Below are 14,681 nucleotides of genomic sequence, written 5' to 3'. Positions count from 1 at the left end.
CGCTTTCGCCTTTCCAACGTCATACACGCGATGCACTCGGACACTCCGGGAAAACATGACTAAAGCCTCTGTTACTCTGCTTGCCACCTGATCACCCGCCGCCGAGCGAACGCATGCGCTTACCCAGCCGTTACAGCCTGTTGCCCTTCCTGCTCTGGTGGCCGAGTGTCACCCGGCGCGCCCTGGGTACGGATCTGCTGGTCGGGCTGAGCGGCGCCATTCTGGCCTTGCCGCAATCGATCGCCTACGCACTGATCGCCGGCTTGCCCGCCGAGTACGGGCTGTATGCGGCCATCGTGCCGGTGATCATCGCCTGCCTGTGGGGCTCGTCGTGGCACTTGATTGGCGGGCCGACGGCGGCCATTTCCATCGTCCTGTTCACCAGCGTCAGCCCCATGGCCAGGCCCGGTAGCGAGGAGTTCGTCGCGCTGGTTCTGGTGCTGACCTTTCTCGCCGGGCTTTTCCAGTGGCTGCTGGGGCTGCTGCGCTTCGGCAATCTGGTCAACTTCGTCTCGCCCTCGGTAGTACTTGGCTTCACCCTCGGCGCCGCGGTGGTGATCGCCCTCGGTCAGCTACCCAACCTGCTGGGCCTGCAGGTCGACAGCCAGCGCACCGCGGTAGCGACCCTGCTCAATCTCTTCCAGCACCTCGACCAGGCCGACTGGCACGCCGTGCTGGTAGCAATTTTCACCTTGACGGTAAGCCTGCTGTGCCGTCGTCTGTGGCCACGCTTGCCGGCGCTGCTGATTGGCGTGGTCGCCGGTAGCCTGCTGGTCGCCGCGCTGCCAGGGTTCTTCGCCAGCATCACCCTGGTTAATGCCTTCGAAGGCACGCTGCCACCGCTCACCACCCTGCACGTCGAGGTCAACAGCCTGCTGCAACTGCTGCCCGCCGCCATCGCCTGCGGCATGCTCGGCCTGGTCACCAGCCTGTCCATCGCCCGCTCCCTGGCAAGCAAGTCCCAGCAGGTACTGGACGCCAATCAGGAAGTGCGTGCCCAGGGCCTTTCCAACCTGATCGGCCCCTGGTTCTCCGGCTCGTTGTCGGCGGGCTCTTTCACTCGCTCGGCGCTGAATCTGCAAGCGGGCGCTACCTCCCCCATGGCCGGGGTGTTCTCCGCCTTGCTGGTGGCCGCTTTCGCGCTGCTCTGTGCGGGGTTGATCGCGCATATCGCCCTACCCAGCATGGCCGCGGCGATCCTGCTGATCTGCTGGGGGCTGGTGGATGTCGCCGGCGTACGCGCGTTGCTGCGGGTCAGCCGTGCGGAGTTCGTGGTGATGCTGCTGACCCTGCTGGCCACCCTGGTGCTGGAGCTGCAAACGGCGATCTATGCCGGCGTGCTGGCTTCGCTGTTCTTCTACCTCAAGCGCACCTCGCAGCCGCGCTTCAAATACACCCGCGACGGCGACGACGAATTGCTGCGCCTGGAAGGCTCGATCTTCTTCGGCGCCTGCCACTACGTGCAGCAGGTGCTGCAACTCAGCCGTGGCGAGCGGGTAGTGGTCGATGCCCGGCATATCAACTTCATTGATTACGCCGGCGTGGAAATGCTCCATCTGGAAGCGCGCCGCCTGCAGGCGCAGAACCGCCAACTGGTTCTGCGCCACGCCCGCCCCCACGTGATCGAAGAAATCCACAAACTCGAAGGCCCCACCTGCCCCGTGCAGTTCGAGGATTGAGCGAAACATCCCCGGGTGTCGCTGCGCTCGACCCAGGCTACGAAAAACAATCCCCGCGAACCCGGTAGCCTGGCGTTGAGCGCAGCGATACCCAGGAAGCGATATTCGCCTCAACCCGTGCTCGCCTAACACCAACGATCCTGTAGGAGCCGCGCCCTCGCGGCGAATGGTGGCCACAACGCCGTTTTGCAGGATGGCCACGATTTCATCGCCCCGGGGTCGGGGCTCCTACAAAATCCGGAACTCCATCGGGCTACGGAAGGCGAGCGCTGCTAGCGCCAGCCGTGGCGGCGAAAATAACGCCATACCAGCAACAGCGCCGCCAGGCCGAGAGCGCCGGCGCAGATGAACAGGCCGTCATAGCCGAGCGCCTTGGCCAGCACACCACTGGTTGCACCGACGAAGCCGCCGAGCAGAATCTGCGTGGAAGCCTGCAGGGTGAAATCCGCCCCCTCGTAGCCGGCGCGGCACTGGCGCATCATCGCGGCAAACAGTGCCACCGTGGACAAACCATCGGCCGCCTGCTCGAACAGCGTCAACGTATACACCAGGGTTGCATCACCGCCACGGCTCACCAGCAGCGCCAACGTGACAAGGCTCAGCGCCTGCAGCGCGCCGAAGATCAGCAACGCGCGCAGCACGCCCAGACGCGCATACAGCAGCCCACCCAGCAGCGCGCCGCCGATGCCGACCAGGCTGCTGATCAGTGTCAATTGACCCAGTTCGGCGTTGCTCCAGCCCTGATCCACCAGCATCGGCTTGATCATCGGCGACCCCAGAGCGTCACCGAGCTTGAAGGTCAGCACCACAGCCAGCCACAGTCCCATGCCCGGTAGCGCCAACAGCCCACGGTAATGGTGCAGCAACAGGCTCGGCCCAACCGGTTCGACGGCGGCAACCCGAGGGGGCAGATGGCGCGCTTCGGCGAAGCGCCAGATCGGCACCAGCGTCAGCGCCAGCAGACCCGCCAGCCAGAGCAGCGAGAGGTTCCAGCCGACGCGGTCGATGACCAGCAACAGGCCGCTGCCACTGATGATCATGCCCACCTTGTAGCCACCGACCTGCAGGCTGTTGCCCAGCCCGCGCCAGCGCTCCGGCAGCAGGCGCACGGTCAGGCCGTCGGTGGCGATGTCCTGGGTCGCCGCCGCCAGATTGACCAGCACCAGCAGGCCGAGCAGCAACGGCAGATGTCCGCCGAACAAGGCATCGGGCGAGAGCAGCGCCAACGCCAGCAGAATCAGCAGCACGCCGCTCTGCAGCGGCAGGATCCAGCCACGGTGATGGCCCAGACGGCGCGACGACAGACGATCCACCCAGGGCGCCCACAGCACCTTGAGCAACCAGGGCAATGCCAGCAGCTTGAGCAGGCCGATCAGCGCCAGATCCACGCCGTGCTGACGCAGCAGCACCGGCAGCGCATGGGCGATCAACCCGGATGGTAAACCCTGAGCGCAGTACAACGACGCCAGCAGCACCAGCGTGGCACCCGCCGGGCGGCGCAGATCGGAAGACGTGGACAACATGAACGAGTCCGCAGCATGTGAGCGGCGCAGCATAGCGCAGGCTTGAAAGCGGCAGCAGCCATGTCATGATCCGGTAACAACTCGATACCCGAAAAGCGCGCGCCAGACGAACATCGCCGCTGCGCTCCTGTCTACTCGCCTATCACCCTTTCACGCCACGCTGCCGCCCCTGTGCAGGGGCCGCGGCGTCACGTTTCGAGCAATGCGGAGATCCATGACCACATCACTTATCCACACCCTGCGCCGCCGCTGGTTCAGCCTGAGCCTGCTGCTGTGCCTGGCCGTCGGCCTGCCGGTCGGCTGCGCCAAGCTGGAACAGAAGGAGCGCGAACTGGTGTTCCGCATCGAACCGGGCACCGCCAGCTGGTTCAGTGGCCTGCCCGCCGGCGTCGAGGAAATGACCCTCAGCGCGCCGCAGTTTGGCGACAAACAGAACATTCACGCCTGGTGGTGGCCCGCGCAAAAGGCTGACGCCCCCACCCTGCTGTACCTGCATGGCTCGCGCTGGAATCTCACTGGCCAGATGTTCCGCATCGAACAGCTGCACGCCATGGGCTTCTCGGTACTGGCCATCGACTACCGCGGTTTTGGCGAGAGCCTCGGCGAACTGCCCTCCGAGCGCACCATTTACGAAGACGCCGAGATCGCCTGGCAGCGCCTCACCGAACTGCAGCCCGACCCTGCCAAGCGCTTCGTCTACGGCCACTCGTTGGGCGGCGCAGTAGCGGTCAACCTCACCGAATCACTGGGCCGCGATCGCCACACGCCGCCGCTGGCAGGGCTGATCATCGAGTCGACCTTCACCAACCTGGCCGACGCTGCGACCGAAGTAGCCGCCGAGTACACATCGCTGCCGGTGCACTGGCTGCTGTCACAGAAGTTCGACTCGCTGAGCAAGATTGGCGACGTCAAGGTACCCGTGCTGATCGCCCACGGCACCAATGACCGCTATATCCCGCAGCGTTTCAGCGAAAGCCTCTACCAGGCCGCCAACGAACCCAAACGCCTGCTGCTGATAGATGGCGGCAACCACAACAACAGCCTACGCACCGGCAGCAGCGAGTACCGGGAAGCGATCCGCACCCTGTTCGCGCCGAAGGCCGTAAGCCGGGGGTAGCCAGTTTCTGAGCTGATAAAACCCGCCAACGTTTTTCGCCACATACAAAAACGCCCGACATGCAGAATGTCGGGCGTTTTGGTTTCAGCAACAGATGTCGCTTACATACCGGCCGCTTTCAACAGCGGGTTGCCGTTCGAGCCGGCACCACCATTAGTTTTGTAAGCGTCCAGCAGCTTGCCAGCCTTGCTCCACTCGAACACGGTCGACTCGTTCTTGTTCGGTGCACCAGGCAGTGCGCTGATCAGGGTGTAATCGTACTTCCAGACTTCCTTGCCACTCAGCTCGGACTTGGTGTTCGGGTAGCCGATCTGCTTGACGACCTGATCCTGAGTGGCGCTGGAGGATTTCAGCTGTTGAACCGTCTCGGGGGCGATGTAGGTGCCAGTTTCATAGTCCAGTGGGGTACGGCCACCGCAACCCACCAGCATGGTCAGGGAGAGGAAAGATGCAGCGATGAGTGTTGTCTTGTTCATGATGGATATCCTTAAGTCGATCAGTCCATGCCGCGTTGCGGCTTGATATGCATACAGTCCCAGCAAGCCGAGATGCAGTGGCCGCGAAACACCGGCTAGACCACCATATTAGCGGATGATAATCGTAGCCTGCTTTCGATTATGTGCCATGGATCGCAACAGCAATCGCCATACGTCGCAATCCAGAGGACCACTTATCGACAACTCGAAAGTCGGCAGCGCTTTCAGGACTCGCGTCACAGATGCGATTGGCCCCAAGAAACGACAGAGGCCTGGATGGGAGAAACCAAGGCCGGTCTTTTCAACAGGCAAGCCGGAGCCCACACATTTAGAGAAACGCGGCGTCTGCATCCATCGGCACTACTCCACCGACTCGAGACGCCAATCCCATTTGCCCAAGGGGGTGTTCTCACTAGCGCTGACGAACAGGCCGTAGTCCTTTAAATACCAGTACGCTTCTTCCCAGAGCATCTTGCGGGTTCTCATGCGGGTACAGGAAAGTGCTTTGGCCGTACCGCTGAGCGCGCTATTGAGCGTATTGGCGGCCCGCTCCTGGCCAACCTGACAGGTTATGACTTGAGGCGCACTGATTTTGCCCGATGGTTGCCCGTCGGCCGCAGCCGGCGTCGCGCGGATCAGCGTGTAACTGACCTGTTCGCCAACCGGCAAGGCTCGCCAATCGCCATGAAAGGTCACGTCCACCACGGGGCGCTCATCACCGACTTCCTCGCCGGTCTGCTTGTCGATGGAACCACTCGCGAGTTCGAACAAGCCCCGGAACGTCAGGGCTATTTTTGGCCGCAGACTATCGTCCAGTGTCTGCTGCAGCATCTGCCCAGAACTATCGGAGCTGATAAACACCTTGCGGCCCATGCTCTTGGCTTCCAGGCCGTTGAACACCCTTACGTCATAGCGATAGCCGAGCCGTTGCAGGGCGTGCGGTGGGTGCGGCAACGCCAGCGCCTCGATGGCCGCGAGAACCTTGGCAGCAGCCACAGGCTGTTTCATCAGCGGCGGTAACGGTGCTCTCGGTTGGAAAACCGGCAGCGCCTTGCGCTCGTGTTTGGGCAGGCATGCAGCCTTGAACAATTGCTGCTGGTAGGCAGGCGCCCCGCTGACCGGCGAAGCTATCGACTCAAGCTCCAGCTTGCCGCTGTGCAGGCGGCCACCGGCATCGAGGAAGAACTGGCTCGTACGTCTGAAGCTACCTTGCGCGCAATTCAGTACCAGGCGTTCGCGGCTCTGTGCTGCCAGGCTTTCACCACGATCAATGATCCGATAACGCAGAAAGCTCTCGCCCCCCCAGACATGCAGCAGACCATCCTGGCTCTGCAGGCTGTTGTTATCGAGCAAGAGCCAATCCTGATCCCCGGCAGCCCCCAGCACTCGCCAATCCGGGGCAGGCCGTTGAGCGCAGACCTGCTGTAGCTGTGCGCTATCGAGCAACTGCTGACGCTGTGTCTGCGGTAACAGGTTGCTGCTCATGGGTGTATCCGAGAACGCTGCCATCCCGCGGCGAGTGGGGTACGCCATGCTGGCGCTGGCCTGGCTACAGGAAGCGCGAAAATGAGCCAGCAAGCCTTGCCCCTCCTGGCGCATGACCATGTAACTCACCTCATCGCCTTCGCGCACGATGGAGTCGGTGACGACCGGCAGGGTAACCGCTTCATTGAACACCGCCAGACCGGGGTGAACTTGTGGTTCCTTGGCTGTGGAACTGCAGCCGACGAGTGCCCATGAGAGCGCCAAAGTCAAAGGCAGCGTGGTGAAGCTGAAGCGAACGTCCATGTGCGTGTGGCTCAAGTGATGAAAAGACCAATTTTCTCCCGAACCGATCCCCTGTTGCAGTAGACCACTGCGCAAATTGTTAAGGCAGCCAAGGATCAAAGTGACTTTTCCCAGCCCGACATACCATCGCTGAGAACCGGTTCATGCTACCGAGAACCCGACACCTCGGTGCTCGACCTATAATTGTGCTCCGCTTTCTTGAAAGACTGCCGCCACGGATTGGCCCCTCACGCTCCCCCGTATCGACGGTCTTTGTTTGCTACCGGCATGACCGCTCACCGCAGCCGGCCTGCCCTCAATTGCCCGAGTGTGACGATGAGCCTGCTACGCGCTATCTGCTGTTCACTACTGCTTCTTAACCTGGCTGGCTGCTACAGCCTGTCAACAGTCGACATCGACAAGAAAATCCGCCCTGACCAGGGCGCCACCAGTTATCTGGTCGGCGTGGTGGGTGTCTGGCCGGACGCCAAGTACCCGCTTCATGAGCAGAGCATCCTGCTACGTCAGAAAGACGGCAGCGGCACTGCATCGGCGCGCTTGCGCAACAACGTGCACCTGCGCACACCCCGCGATATTCGCGATGGTGAACGTGGCATTGGCAGCCTGTTCGTGATGCCCCTCAAACCGGGGCGCTATGAGCTGTACAACGTGCTGTTCCGGCGCAAGGCGGACACATTCTGGAAGCGCGAGGATTTCTCTATCCCACTCGACTTGGAACCGGGCAAGGCTTACTACATTGGCGATTTCCGTGCGGCCTGCGCCAATCTCGACGTCAGTTGCTCGTTCATCCACAGTTATGAACTGCAGCGTGATCAGGCGTTGACCCGCGCGAAGTATCCCGACCTCCCGGCGCTGCAACAACTCGAGCTGCAGCGCCTGGATAGCGCCTATCCGATAGTCTTGGACGACAAAGGCAAGGACATCCTGATCTTCAAGGGCGTACTGTCCGGACACCTGCGCTAAGCAGGTTCAGCTTTGCCTCTGCAGCCCCGGGTCACGATGAGATCCCCGTCCCTGCCAGCGCTCTTTAATAAGCGCCTGACCTGCCTTACATCAGCGGCAGCGTATAGCTGAGGATCAGCCGGTTCTGATCGATGTCGTTGCCGCCCGCGCTGCGATAAGTGCCGTTGCGCCATTTGACCGCGACGTTCTTCAGCGCGCCGTTCTGGAAAGCGTAGCCGATCTCGCTATTGCGCTCCCATTCGCTGGCGCTGCGCCAGGCGCGCTCGAAGCCGTCGCCGCGGACGTAGCGGGTCATGAAGGTCAGACCGGGAATGCCGAGGGCGGCGAAGTCGTAGCTGTAGCGCGCCTGCCAGGATTTCTCGCCGGGGTTGGCGAAGTCCGGGGAGAGCATCACGAAGTTGACCAGAAAGGCATCGGTGCCATTGATGGTCGGAAAGCCGGTATCGCCACTGACTTTCTGATACGCCAGGCTCACGGCATGGCCGCTGAGGCTGTAGGTGAACATGGCGCCGAGCACACGGTTGTCGACATTGCTGGCGCCGTCGTCGGTGGAGCGCGCGTAGCGCAGGTCGCTCTTCAGCGAGCCACTACCAATCGCCAGGGTGTGCACCAGGTTGAGCAGGTGCTGCTTGTAGTTGTCGTCCAGATGACCGTAGTTATAGGAGGTGGTCAGGCTCTTGCTCCACGCATAGCGCGCGCCAGCGAAGTCGAACTGGTCGGTGAAGCGCCCGCCACTGATCGCCTGACCGCTGACGATCATGTCCTCACTGCTGCTGTCATTACGCAGGCTGTTCTCGGTCAGGCGGCCGCCGTCGAGGGTCAGCCCGTCGATCTCTCTGGACTCTACATAGGCGCCGCGAAAGGTCTGCGGCAGCAGCCGCGATTCGTTGGCCAGCACGGTGGGCATCTTGGGAATCAGCGTACCGATTCGCAGGGTGCTTTTCGATACTCGCGCCTTGGCGGTCAGCCCCAACTCGCTGTATTCGTCCTGCGGGTTACCGGCGTTGTCCGCCGAGAGCAGGCCAGTGTTGATGCGATCCGCGCTGGAATCGAGCTTGATACCGAGCATGCCGATGGCATCCACACCAAAGCCGACAGGGCCGTCAGTGAAACCGGATTCGTACTGCAGCAGAAAGCCATGGGCCCATTCGTCGCGCTTAGACTGGCTGGCACCGCTCTGTCGGTAGTCGCTGTTGAAGTAGTAGTTGGTAATTCCGAGGCTGGCCTTGCTGTCGCCGATGAAATCCGCCTGGGCAATCAGCGGTAGGCCCAGCAGAGCCAGAGACAACGAGTGGGTCGTAGGCCCAGCAGAGCCAGAGACAACGAGTGGGTCGTGGAGTGTTTGTACATTGTTGTTCTCCCATTTCCTGTTTTGGTGTTGCGTGCTGCACGTCAGGTATGCAGGCGATTGAGAATCAGCCGTTCGAGGTCGTCGACACAGTCGTCCAGCGCCGCGCCCTCGCCGCCAGGCGGGCCATCCAGCAGGCGCAGTGCCTGGCGCGCCACGGTGGCGCTGCGCCAAGGGTCGCCACGACCGCCAAGGTGGATCTGCAGCAGGCCCTCGAGTAGCAGCGCATAATCGACCTCCAGGCTGCACACTTCTTCCTGCGCCTCGGCCGAGAGGTGCCGGGACTCGACCAGCGCCAGCACGTACCAATCCGGATTGGCCAGCTGGAACGCCAGGTGGTGACGCAGGAACACTGCCAGCCGCCGGTTCGCCGCCACGGCGCGCACCTGCACTTGCACGCTGTCGATCAGGCGTTCAAAACCGTCTTCGATCAGCTCCTGCAGCAGCGCGTCCTTGCTGTCGATATGGGTGTACAGCGAACCGGCCTGCAGCCCCACGGCCTGCGCCAGCTCGCGCAGGCTCACGGCATGGAAGCCGCGTGCGGCGAACAGCTGGCGAGCGTTATCGAGCAGGTGCTGGCGCGCGCGGCTAATGCGGGGTTCGCGTTTCAGGGCTGCGGTCATGATCGGCTCCGACGCCTCAGGCGTTTTCCACAATGCGCTGGGCGCGCAGCATCACCGGCAGGTCGATCAACTTGCCGTTCAGGCTGAGCGCCCCGACGCCGTCATGCGCGGCAACGGTATCCAGAACCTGGCGTGCCCACTGCACCTCATGCTCGGTGGAACGGAAGCCATCGTTGATCGGCGTCACCTGCTTGGGGTGCACGCAGAGCTTGCCGGCGAAGCCTTGCTGGCGGGCGCGGTGCACATCGCGGGCGAGCAGATCGAGATCGGCCAGGTCAATGGTCACGCCATCCACCGGTGCGCCAATGCGCGCCAGGGCCGAGGCGATCACCAGGCGCGAGCGGGCGAACAGCAACTCCTCGCCATCGCCGAGGATGCCGGTGTCGACCTGGAAGTCCACCGAACCGAAGGCCAGGCACTGCACCTTGGGCGCCGCCGCGATTTCCTCGGCATTGCAGATGCCGCGGGCGCTCTCGACGATCGGCAGGATGCATAGGGTTTCCGGCAGGCGTGCAGCCAGCGCGGCGATCTGTGCGGCGCTCTCCGCCTTGGGCAGCGACACACCGAGCAGCCCGGCGCAATCGAGCAACGAGCAGTCCTCGGCATGCCATTCGGTATCGCTGCCATTGAGGCGCACCCAGGCTTTGCCGCCGGCTTGCAGCCAGGTGCGGATGGACTCGCGGGCCTCGGCCTTGCGGTCGGGCGTTACGGCATCCTCAAGGTCGAGAATGACCACATCGGCGCCAGCGGCGCAGGCTTTGTCGAAGCGTTCCGGACGATCTCCGGGGACAAACAGGTACGAACGGGCAGCCATGGCAGGTCTCCACGTGAGCGATTGCAGAAAAATTGAGGGGATTGCGAGGGTGGCTTCAGCCAGGGTCGCCACGCACCGTGGCGGCTCGGGCAAAACGATGCAGCGTGGCGGCGATGATCAGCATCAGCCCGCCGAACAGCGCATAACCGCTGGCCAGCGAAGCGCTGAAATGGGTTACTGCGGCGAACAGCGGTGGCCCGGCGACCACGCCGAAGTAGGTGAAGAACAGCGTACCGCCGGTGTACAGGCCAGCCGTACCAGTAGGTGCCAGGCGCGCCACTTCGGCCAGATACACACCGTTCCAGCCGATGGCCGTGGCACCGAACAGCATGCTCACGGCCGCCACCAGTGACAGCGGCCAGCTCTGGGTGAAAGCCGCCGTAAGCAGCGAGGAAATCGCCATCAACAGCGCCAGCAGGGGCAGCAGGCGGCGCGGCTCCAGCCAGCGGTCGGCGACCCAGCCCCAGAGCAGGCGCCCGACCACGCCGGCGCCCTGGGTCAGGGCGAGGATCACACCGGCGCTGACCAGCGCCAGGCCGTAATCCTCGGTCAGGTAGCTGACCAGGTAAGTGGTCAGGCACAACTGCATGGCGCCGAAAAGCAGCGAACACAGCGCCAGATTACGCATGCGCGGCATGGCGAAGATCATTTTCAGCGGTTTGAACAGATCATTGCGTGGCCGGTCGCTGCGCGGGTTGCGATCATCGTCAAGGCTGTTGCGCACCCATTGGGCGACGCCGGCCATCAGCACACAGGCCACCGCCACCAGCAGCAGTGCGCCACGCCAGCCAGCGGCACCAACCAGGCTCGGCACCAACATGCCGGCAAGCACGCCACCGATGGGCACGCCAGTCTGCTTCAGGGAAAACATGAAGCCCATCAGATGGCGCGGCGTGGTGCGCGCCAGGATGTGCGAACTGGCCGGCGTCACCGGGCCGTAACCGGCGCCCAGGGCCAGGGCGCTGAGCCCCAGGCACCAGAGCTGGCCACCGGCGGCGATGGCCAGGCCGGCGCCGCACAGCAGCAGGCACGCCTGGCTGACGCGAATCGCGCCGAAACGCAGGATCCAGTTGCCGCTGAGCAGGCTGGAAATCATCGCCCCCAGATAGATCAATGCCACGAACAGGCCGACCAGGGCGACACTGCCGCCGAGGTCGCTCAGCGCCGCTGGCGCCAGCACCGGTACGGTGAACGAGGCCATGGACACCAGAGCCTGGATCGCCAGCGTAATCGCCAGGGCCGCGTAGCTGTTATTCACCGTTGGCGCCCTGCCAGGTCAGACGCTGGGTGATCGAGTAGCTGAAGCGTTCGCCGGGATGAACGTTGACCGCCACCTCCAGCAGTTCGTCATTGCTACCGTAATACTTGCGCACGATATGCAGCCCCGGCGAATCGGCCGGTACCTGCAGGGCGTGGGCCGCGTCGGCATCGAGATTCACCGCACTGATGGTCTGGCGTACCTCGGCCACCTGCAAGCCGAAGCGCCGTTGCAACAGTTCGTAGATCGGCGTGTGGCCATCGCCAAAGGCTTCCAGTGCAGCCGCGTAGGCCCGCGGCACGTACACCAGGGTACGGGCCAGCGGCGCGCTGTCGCCTTCACGGTGGCGCAACCCTCTGGCCATGACCCAGGCCTGGCCAGGCTTGCATTCGAGCAGCTCGGCCAGCTCTTCGTCGGCGCTGATATCCTCCAGCGTGCCGAGCTCCATGCGCACATCACGAACGTACTGGTGCAGGTCGGAAATGCCTTCGCTGGCCTGCACGTAGCGCGAGGCCGCCTGAGTCGCCTTGACCCGGGTACCGACGCCCTGCTGCTTACTGATCAGGCCTAGCTCGTTGAGCCGGCGAATCGCCTCCCGCACCGTATGCCGGCTGACGTTGAACTGCTTACACAGCTCATGCTCGGTCGGCAGCAGGCTGTGCAGTGGGTAACGCCCTACCTTGATCGCATCCATCAGCGCTTGCGCCAAGATCAGGTAACGGGGCTGTCCACCGGACAGCAGGGAAGGCAATTCCTGGTTCATCTCAACTGACTCCTGCAGACTTCTTGTTGTCGAGCGCGCCCAGTATCGACTGGTTGTGCGCACCCAGCCGAGGGGCCGGCTGGTTGGGCAACGTCTCGCCTGGACAACGGATCGGGCAGGCAAGCGTCCTGATCGTACCGCGCACCGGGTGTTCGACGTTGAAAATCAGCCCTTGCTCGTGAGCGAATGGGTTATCCAGTGCCTGGCCAACATCATTGACCGGCGCTGCCGGCACCTGTCCGCCGAAGTGTTTCAGCCAGTAGGCCGTGGGCTGCTGCATCAACACCGCATCGAGATCGGCGGTGAGCTGGTCACGGTTGGCCAGGCGCGCCTTGAAGTTGCCATAGAGCTCATCGCTCGCCCATTGCGGCTTGTCGATCAGGTTGGCCAGCACGGCCCAGAACTTCTCCTTGTTGCACATGATGAACATCCAACCGTCCTGGGTCTTGTACAACTGGCTGGGGGTCAGCGAGGGGTGTGCTGAGCGGGGCGTACGTTCGGTCTTCACACCATCATTGAGGTACCAGGTGCCCAGGTAATTGAGGTTGTGCATCGCGACATCGTACAGGCTCACGTCGACATCGCGACCGATACCCGTGGCGCGTGCCCCCACCAGCGCCGACACCAGCGCCAGGGCCGCTGTGGTGCCGGTCATCATGTCGATGATCGACAGCCCGAAGCGTGCCGGTGGGCCACCCGGTTCGCCAGTCAGCGAACAGTAGCCGGCCTCGGCCTGCATCAGATAGTCGTAGCCCGGCCAGGCCTTGCGCACGCCCTCGCGGCCATAGGCGGACAGGTGGCAGCACACGAGCTTCGGATTGTGCTCCTTGAGCTGCGCGTAGGTCAGCCCGAGCTTTTCAGGCAGGTCGCCGCGCAGGTTGTCGTAGAGCGCATCGGCACTTTTCAGCAGCTCGATCAGTTGCGCCTTCTCCTCGGGATTCTTCAGGTTGAGGGTGACGCTCTTCTTGTTGCGGTTGAAGGATTGATAGAAGTGGCTGTCACCTTCCTCGAAAAAATACGGACCGACGTGGCGACCTATTTCGCCACCATCGGCAGGGTTCTCGATCTTGATCACTTCCGCGCCAAGATCGGCCAGGTGCTGGGTACCGAACGGGCCGGCGCCATACTGTTCGACGGCGACAATGCGCACGCCTGCAAGGGGCAAGGTCATACCGGATTCCTCTGCACGAGTTGCTTGGCGATGATGATGCGCTGCATTTCGTTGGTGCCTTCGCCGATGGTCAGCAGCGGGGCATCGCGATACAGACGCTCGACGTTGTATTCCTTGGAGTAGCCGTAGCCGCCGTGAATGCGCATGCAGTCGGTGGCATTCTCCAGCGCCGCCTCAGTGGCGAAGTACTTGGCCATGCCGGCTTCCATATCGCAGCGCTCGCCCTTGTCATAGGCCTTGGCGGCGGACTCGGTAAGCAGCCGTGCGGCTTCCAGGCGAGTGGCCATTTCACCGAGTTTGAGCTGGATCGCCTGGTGTTCGCAGATCGGCTTGCCGAAGGTCTTGCGGATCTGCGCGTAGGCAGTGGCCTCACCCAGCGCCGCACGCGCCACGCCGACACCACGGGCGGCAACGTTGATGCGCCCCAGCTCCAGGCCGGAGAGCACCTGTTTGAGGCCGACGCCCTCGACGCCGCCGATCAGGCAATCGACCGGCACCCTGAAGTCCTCGAAGACCAGCTCGCAAGTGTCGATGCCCTTATAGCCGAGCTTCTCCAGCTTGCGCGCGACCTTGAAGCCGGGGCCCTTTTCGGCGATCAGCCAGCTCATGCCCTTGTGCCGCGGTTCGGCGGTCGGGTCGGTCTTCACCAGCAGGGCAACCACGCCGCCATGCAGGCTATTGGTGATCCAGGTCTTGGCACCATTGACCACGTAGTGATCGCCCTCGCGTCGCGCCGTGGTGCGAATCGCCTGCAGGTCGGTGCCGGCGTCCGGTTCGGTGAAGCCGACGGCTCCGCGCAGTTCGCCGCTGGCCATGCGTGGCAGGAAGCGCTCCTTCTGCGACGGCGTGCCGTGACGCTGAATGGCCGAGGCCATGATCAGGTGCGAGTTGATGATCCCGGAGAGCGACATCCAAGTGCAGGAGATGCGCTCGACGATCTTCGCGTAGGTCGCGGTGGACAGGCCCAGGCCACCGTATTCCGGGTCGATGATGCAGCCGAACAGGCCCATGGCCTTCATCTTCTCGACCATTTCCTCGGGGTAGATGTCATTCTTTTCCAGCTCGTGTACGAAGGGCTTGGCCTCGGTTTCCAGGAAGCGATCCAGGGCATCGAGGATCATGCTTTCCTGCTCGTCATATTCACTCATCGCAGTGTCT

General features: G+C 63.0%; 13 protein-coding genes. 3 read left to right on the top strand and 10 right to left on the bottom strand.

Features of this window, described 5'->3' with window-relative positions:
- Positions 1-113 precede the first annotated feature (113 nt).
- Entirely contained in the window at positions 114-1,679 is a 1,566-nt protein-coding gene (locus ACZ3GY_RS20410) for a SulP family inorganic anion transporter (protein ID WP_465911774.1), read from the top strand.
- 272 nt (positions 1,680-1,951) lie between these two features.
- Here ACZ3GY_RS20410 and ACZ3GY_RS20405 read toward each other — a convergent pair whose 3' ends face one another.
- Complete coding sequence (locus tag ACZ3GY_RS20405; protein ID WP_465911773.1) at positions 1,952-3,202, bottom strand: MFS transporter; 1,251 nt, start codon at positions 3,200-3,202, stop codon at positions 1,952-1,954.
- Positions 3,203-3,416: 214 nt separating this feature from the next.
- Here ACZ3GY_RS20405 and ACZ3GY_RS20400 point away from each other — a divergent pair, with 214 nt between their 5' ends.
- Positions 3,417-4,319, top strand: coding sequence for an alpha/beta hydrolase (locus ACZ3GY_RS20400; protein ID WP_465911772.1), 903 nt, complete (start codon positions 3,417-3,419; stop codon positions 4,317-4,319).
- 101 nt (positions 4,320-4,420) lie between these two features.
- Here the strand turns inward: ACZ3GY_RS20400 and ACZ3GY_RS20395 are convergent, their stop codons facing one another.
- Together ACZ3GY_RS20395 and ACZ3GY_RS20390 are read right to left on the bottom strand one after the other, a co-directional pair.
- Positions 4,421-4,795: a hypothetical protein gene (locus tag ACZ3GY_RS20395; RefSeq protein ID WP_465911771.1), complete on the bottom strand. Its 375-nt coding sequence runs from the start codon at positions 4,793-4,795 to the stop codon at positions 4,421-4,423.
- Between the two features lie 360 nt (positions 4,796-5,155).
- A complete protein-coding gene (locus tag ACZ3GY_RS20390; RefSeq protein WP_465911770.1) occupies positions 5,156-6,583 on the bottom strand; it encodes a hypothetical protein in 1,428 nt (475 codons plus the stop codon).
- A 315-nt stretch (positions 6,584-6,898) separates the two neighbouring features.
- Between ACZ3GY_RS20390 and ACZ3GY_RS20385 the strand changes: the two genes are divergently transcribed.
- Positions 6,899-7,546 carry a hypothetical protein gene (locus ACZ3GY_RS20385; RefSeq protein WP_465911769.1) on the top strand — a complete coding sequence of 216 codons (648 nt, stop codon included), beginning with the start codon at positions 6,899-6,901 and terminating at the stop codon, positions 7,544-7,546.
- A gap of 85 nt (positions 7,547-7,631) precedes the next feature.
- Here ACZ3GY_RS20385 and ACZ3GY_RS20380 read toward each other — a convergent pair whose 3' ends face one another.
- The 7 genes from ACZ3GY_RS20380 to ACZ3GY_RS20350 form a co-directional block, all read right to left on the bottom strand.
- On the bottom strand, positions 7,632-8,834 hold the full coding sequence (locus ACZ3GY_RS20380) for an OprD family porin (protein WP_465911768.1): 1,203 nt from the start codon (positions 8,832-8,834) through the stop codon (positions 7,632-7,634).
- A gap of 104 nt (positions 8,835-8,938) precedes the next feature.
- Positions 8,939-9,517 (bottom strand): TetR/AcrR family transcriptional regulator, encoded by a 579-nt coding sequence (locus ACZ3GY_RS20375; protein ID WP_465911767.1) that lies wholly within the window; start codon positions 9,515-9,517, stop codon positions 8,939-8,941.
- A gap of 16 nt (positions 9,518-9,533) precedes the next feature.
- Positions 9,534-10,331 (bottom strand): HpcH/HpaI aldolase/citrate lyase family protein, encoded by a 798-nt coding sequence (locus ACZ3GY_RS20370; RefSeq protein ID WP_465911766.1) that lies wholly within the window; start codon positions 10,329-10,331, stop codon positions 9,534-9,536.
- Between the two features lie 55 nt (positions 10,332-10,386).
- On the bottom strand, positions 10,387-11,589 hold the full coding sequence (locus tag ACZ3GY_RS20365) for an MFS transporter (RefSeq protein WP_465911765.1): 1,203 nt from the start codon (positions 11,587-11,589) through the stop codon (positions 10,387-10,389).
- Positions 11,582-12,352, bottom strand: coding sequence for a GntR family transcriptional regulator (locus ACZ3GY_RS20360; protein WP_465911764.1), 771 nt, complete (start codon positions 12,350-12,352; stop codon positions 11,582-11,584). Before ACZ3GY_RS20360 ends, ACZ3GY_RS20365 begins: the two co-directional genes overlap by 8 nt.
- 1 nt (position 12,353) lies before the next feature.
- Complete coding sequence (locus ACZ3GY_RS20355) at positions 12,354-13,523, bottom strand: CaiB/BaiF CoA transferase family protein (RefSeq protein ID WP_465911763.1); 1,170 nt, start codon at positions 13,521-13,523, stop codon at positions 12,354-12,356.
- A complete protein-coding gene (locus ACZ3GY_RS20350; protein ID WP_465911762.1) occupies positions 13,520-14,671 on the bottom strand; it encodes an acyl-CoA dehydrogenase family protein in 1,152 nt (383 codons plus the stop codon). The genes ACZ3GY_RS20355 and ACZ3GY_RS20350 overlap by 4 nt, the downstream gene beginning before the upstream one ends.
- Positions 14,672-14,681 lie beyond the last annotated feature (10 nt).

It is taken from the genome of Pseudomonas sp. PME37.24/006 (assembly GCF_055556635.1).
The sequence above is the reverse complement of the archived record's forward strand: the minus strand, read 5'-3'. Positions and strand labels throughout refer to the sequence as shown.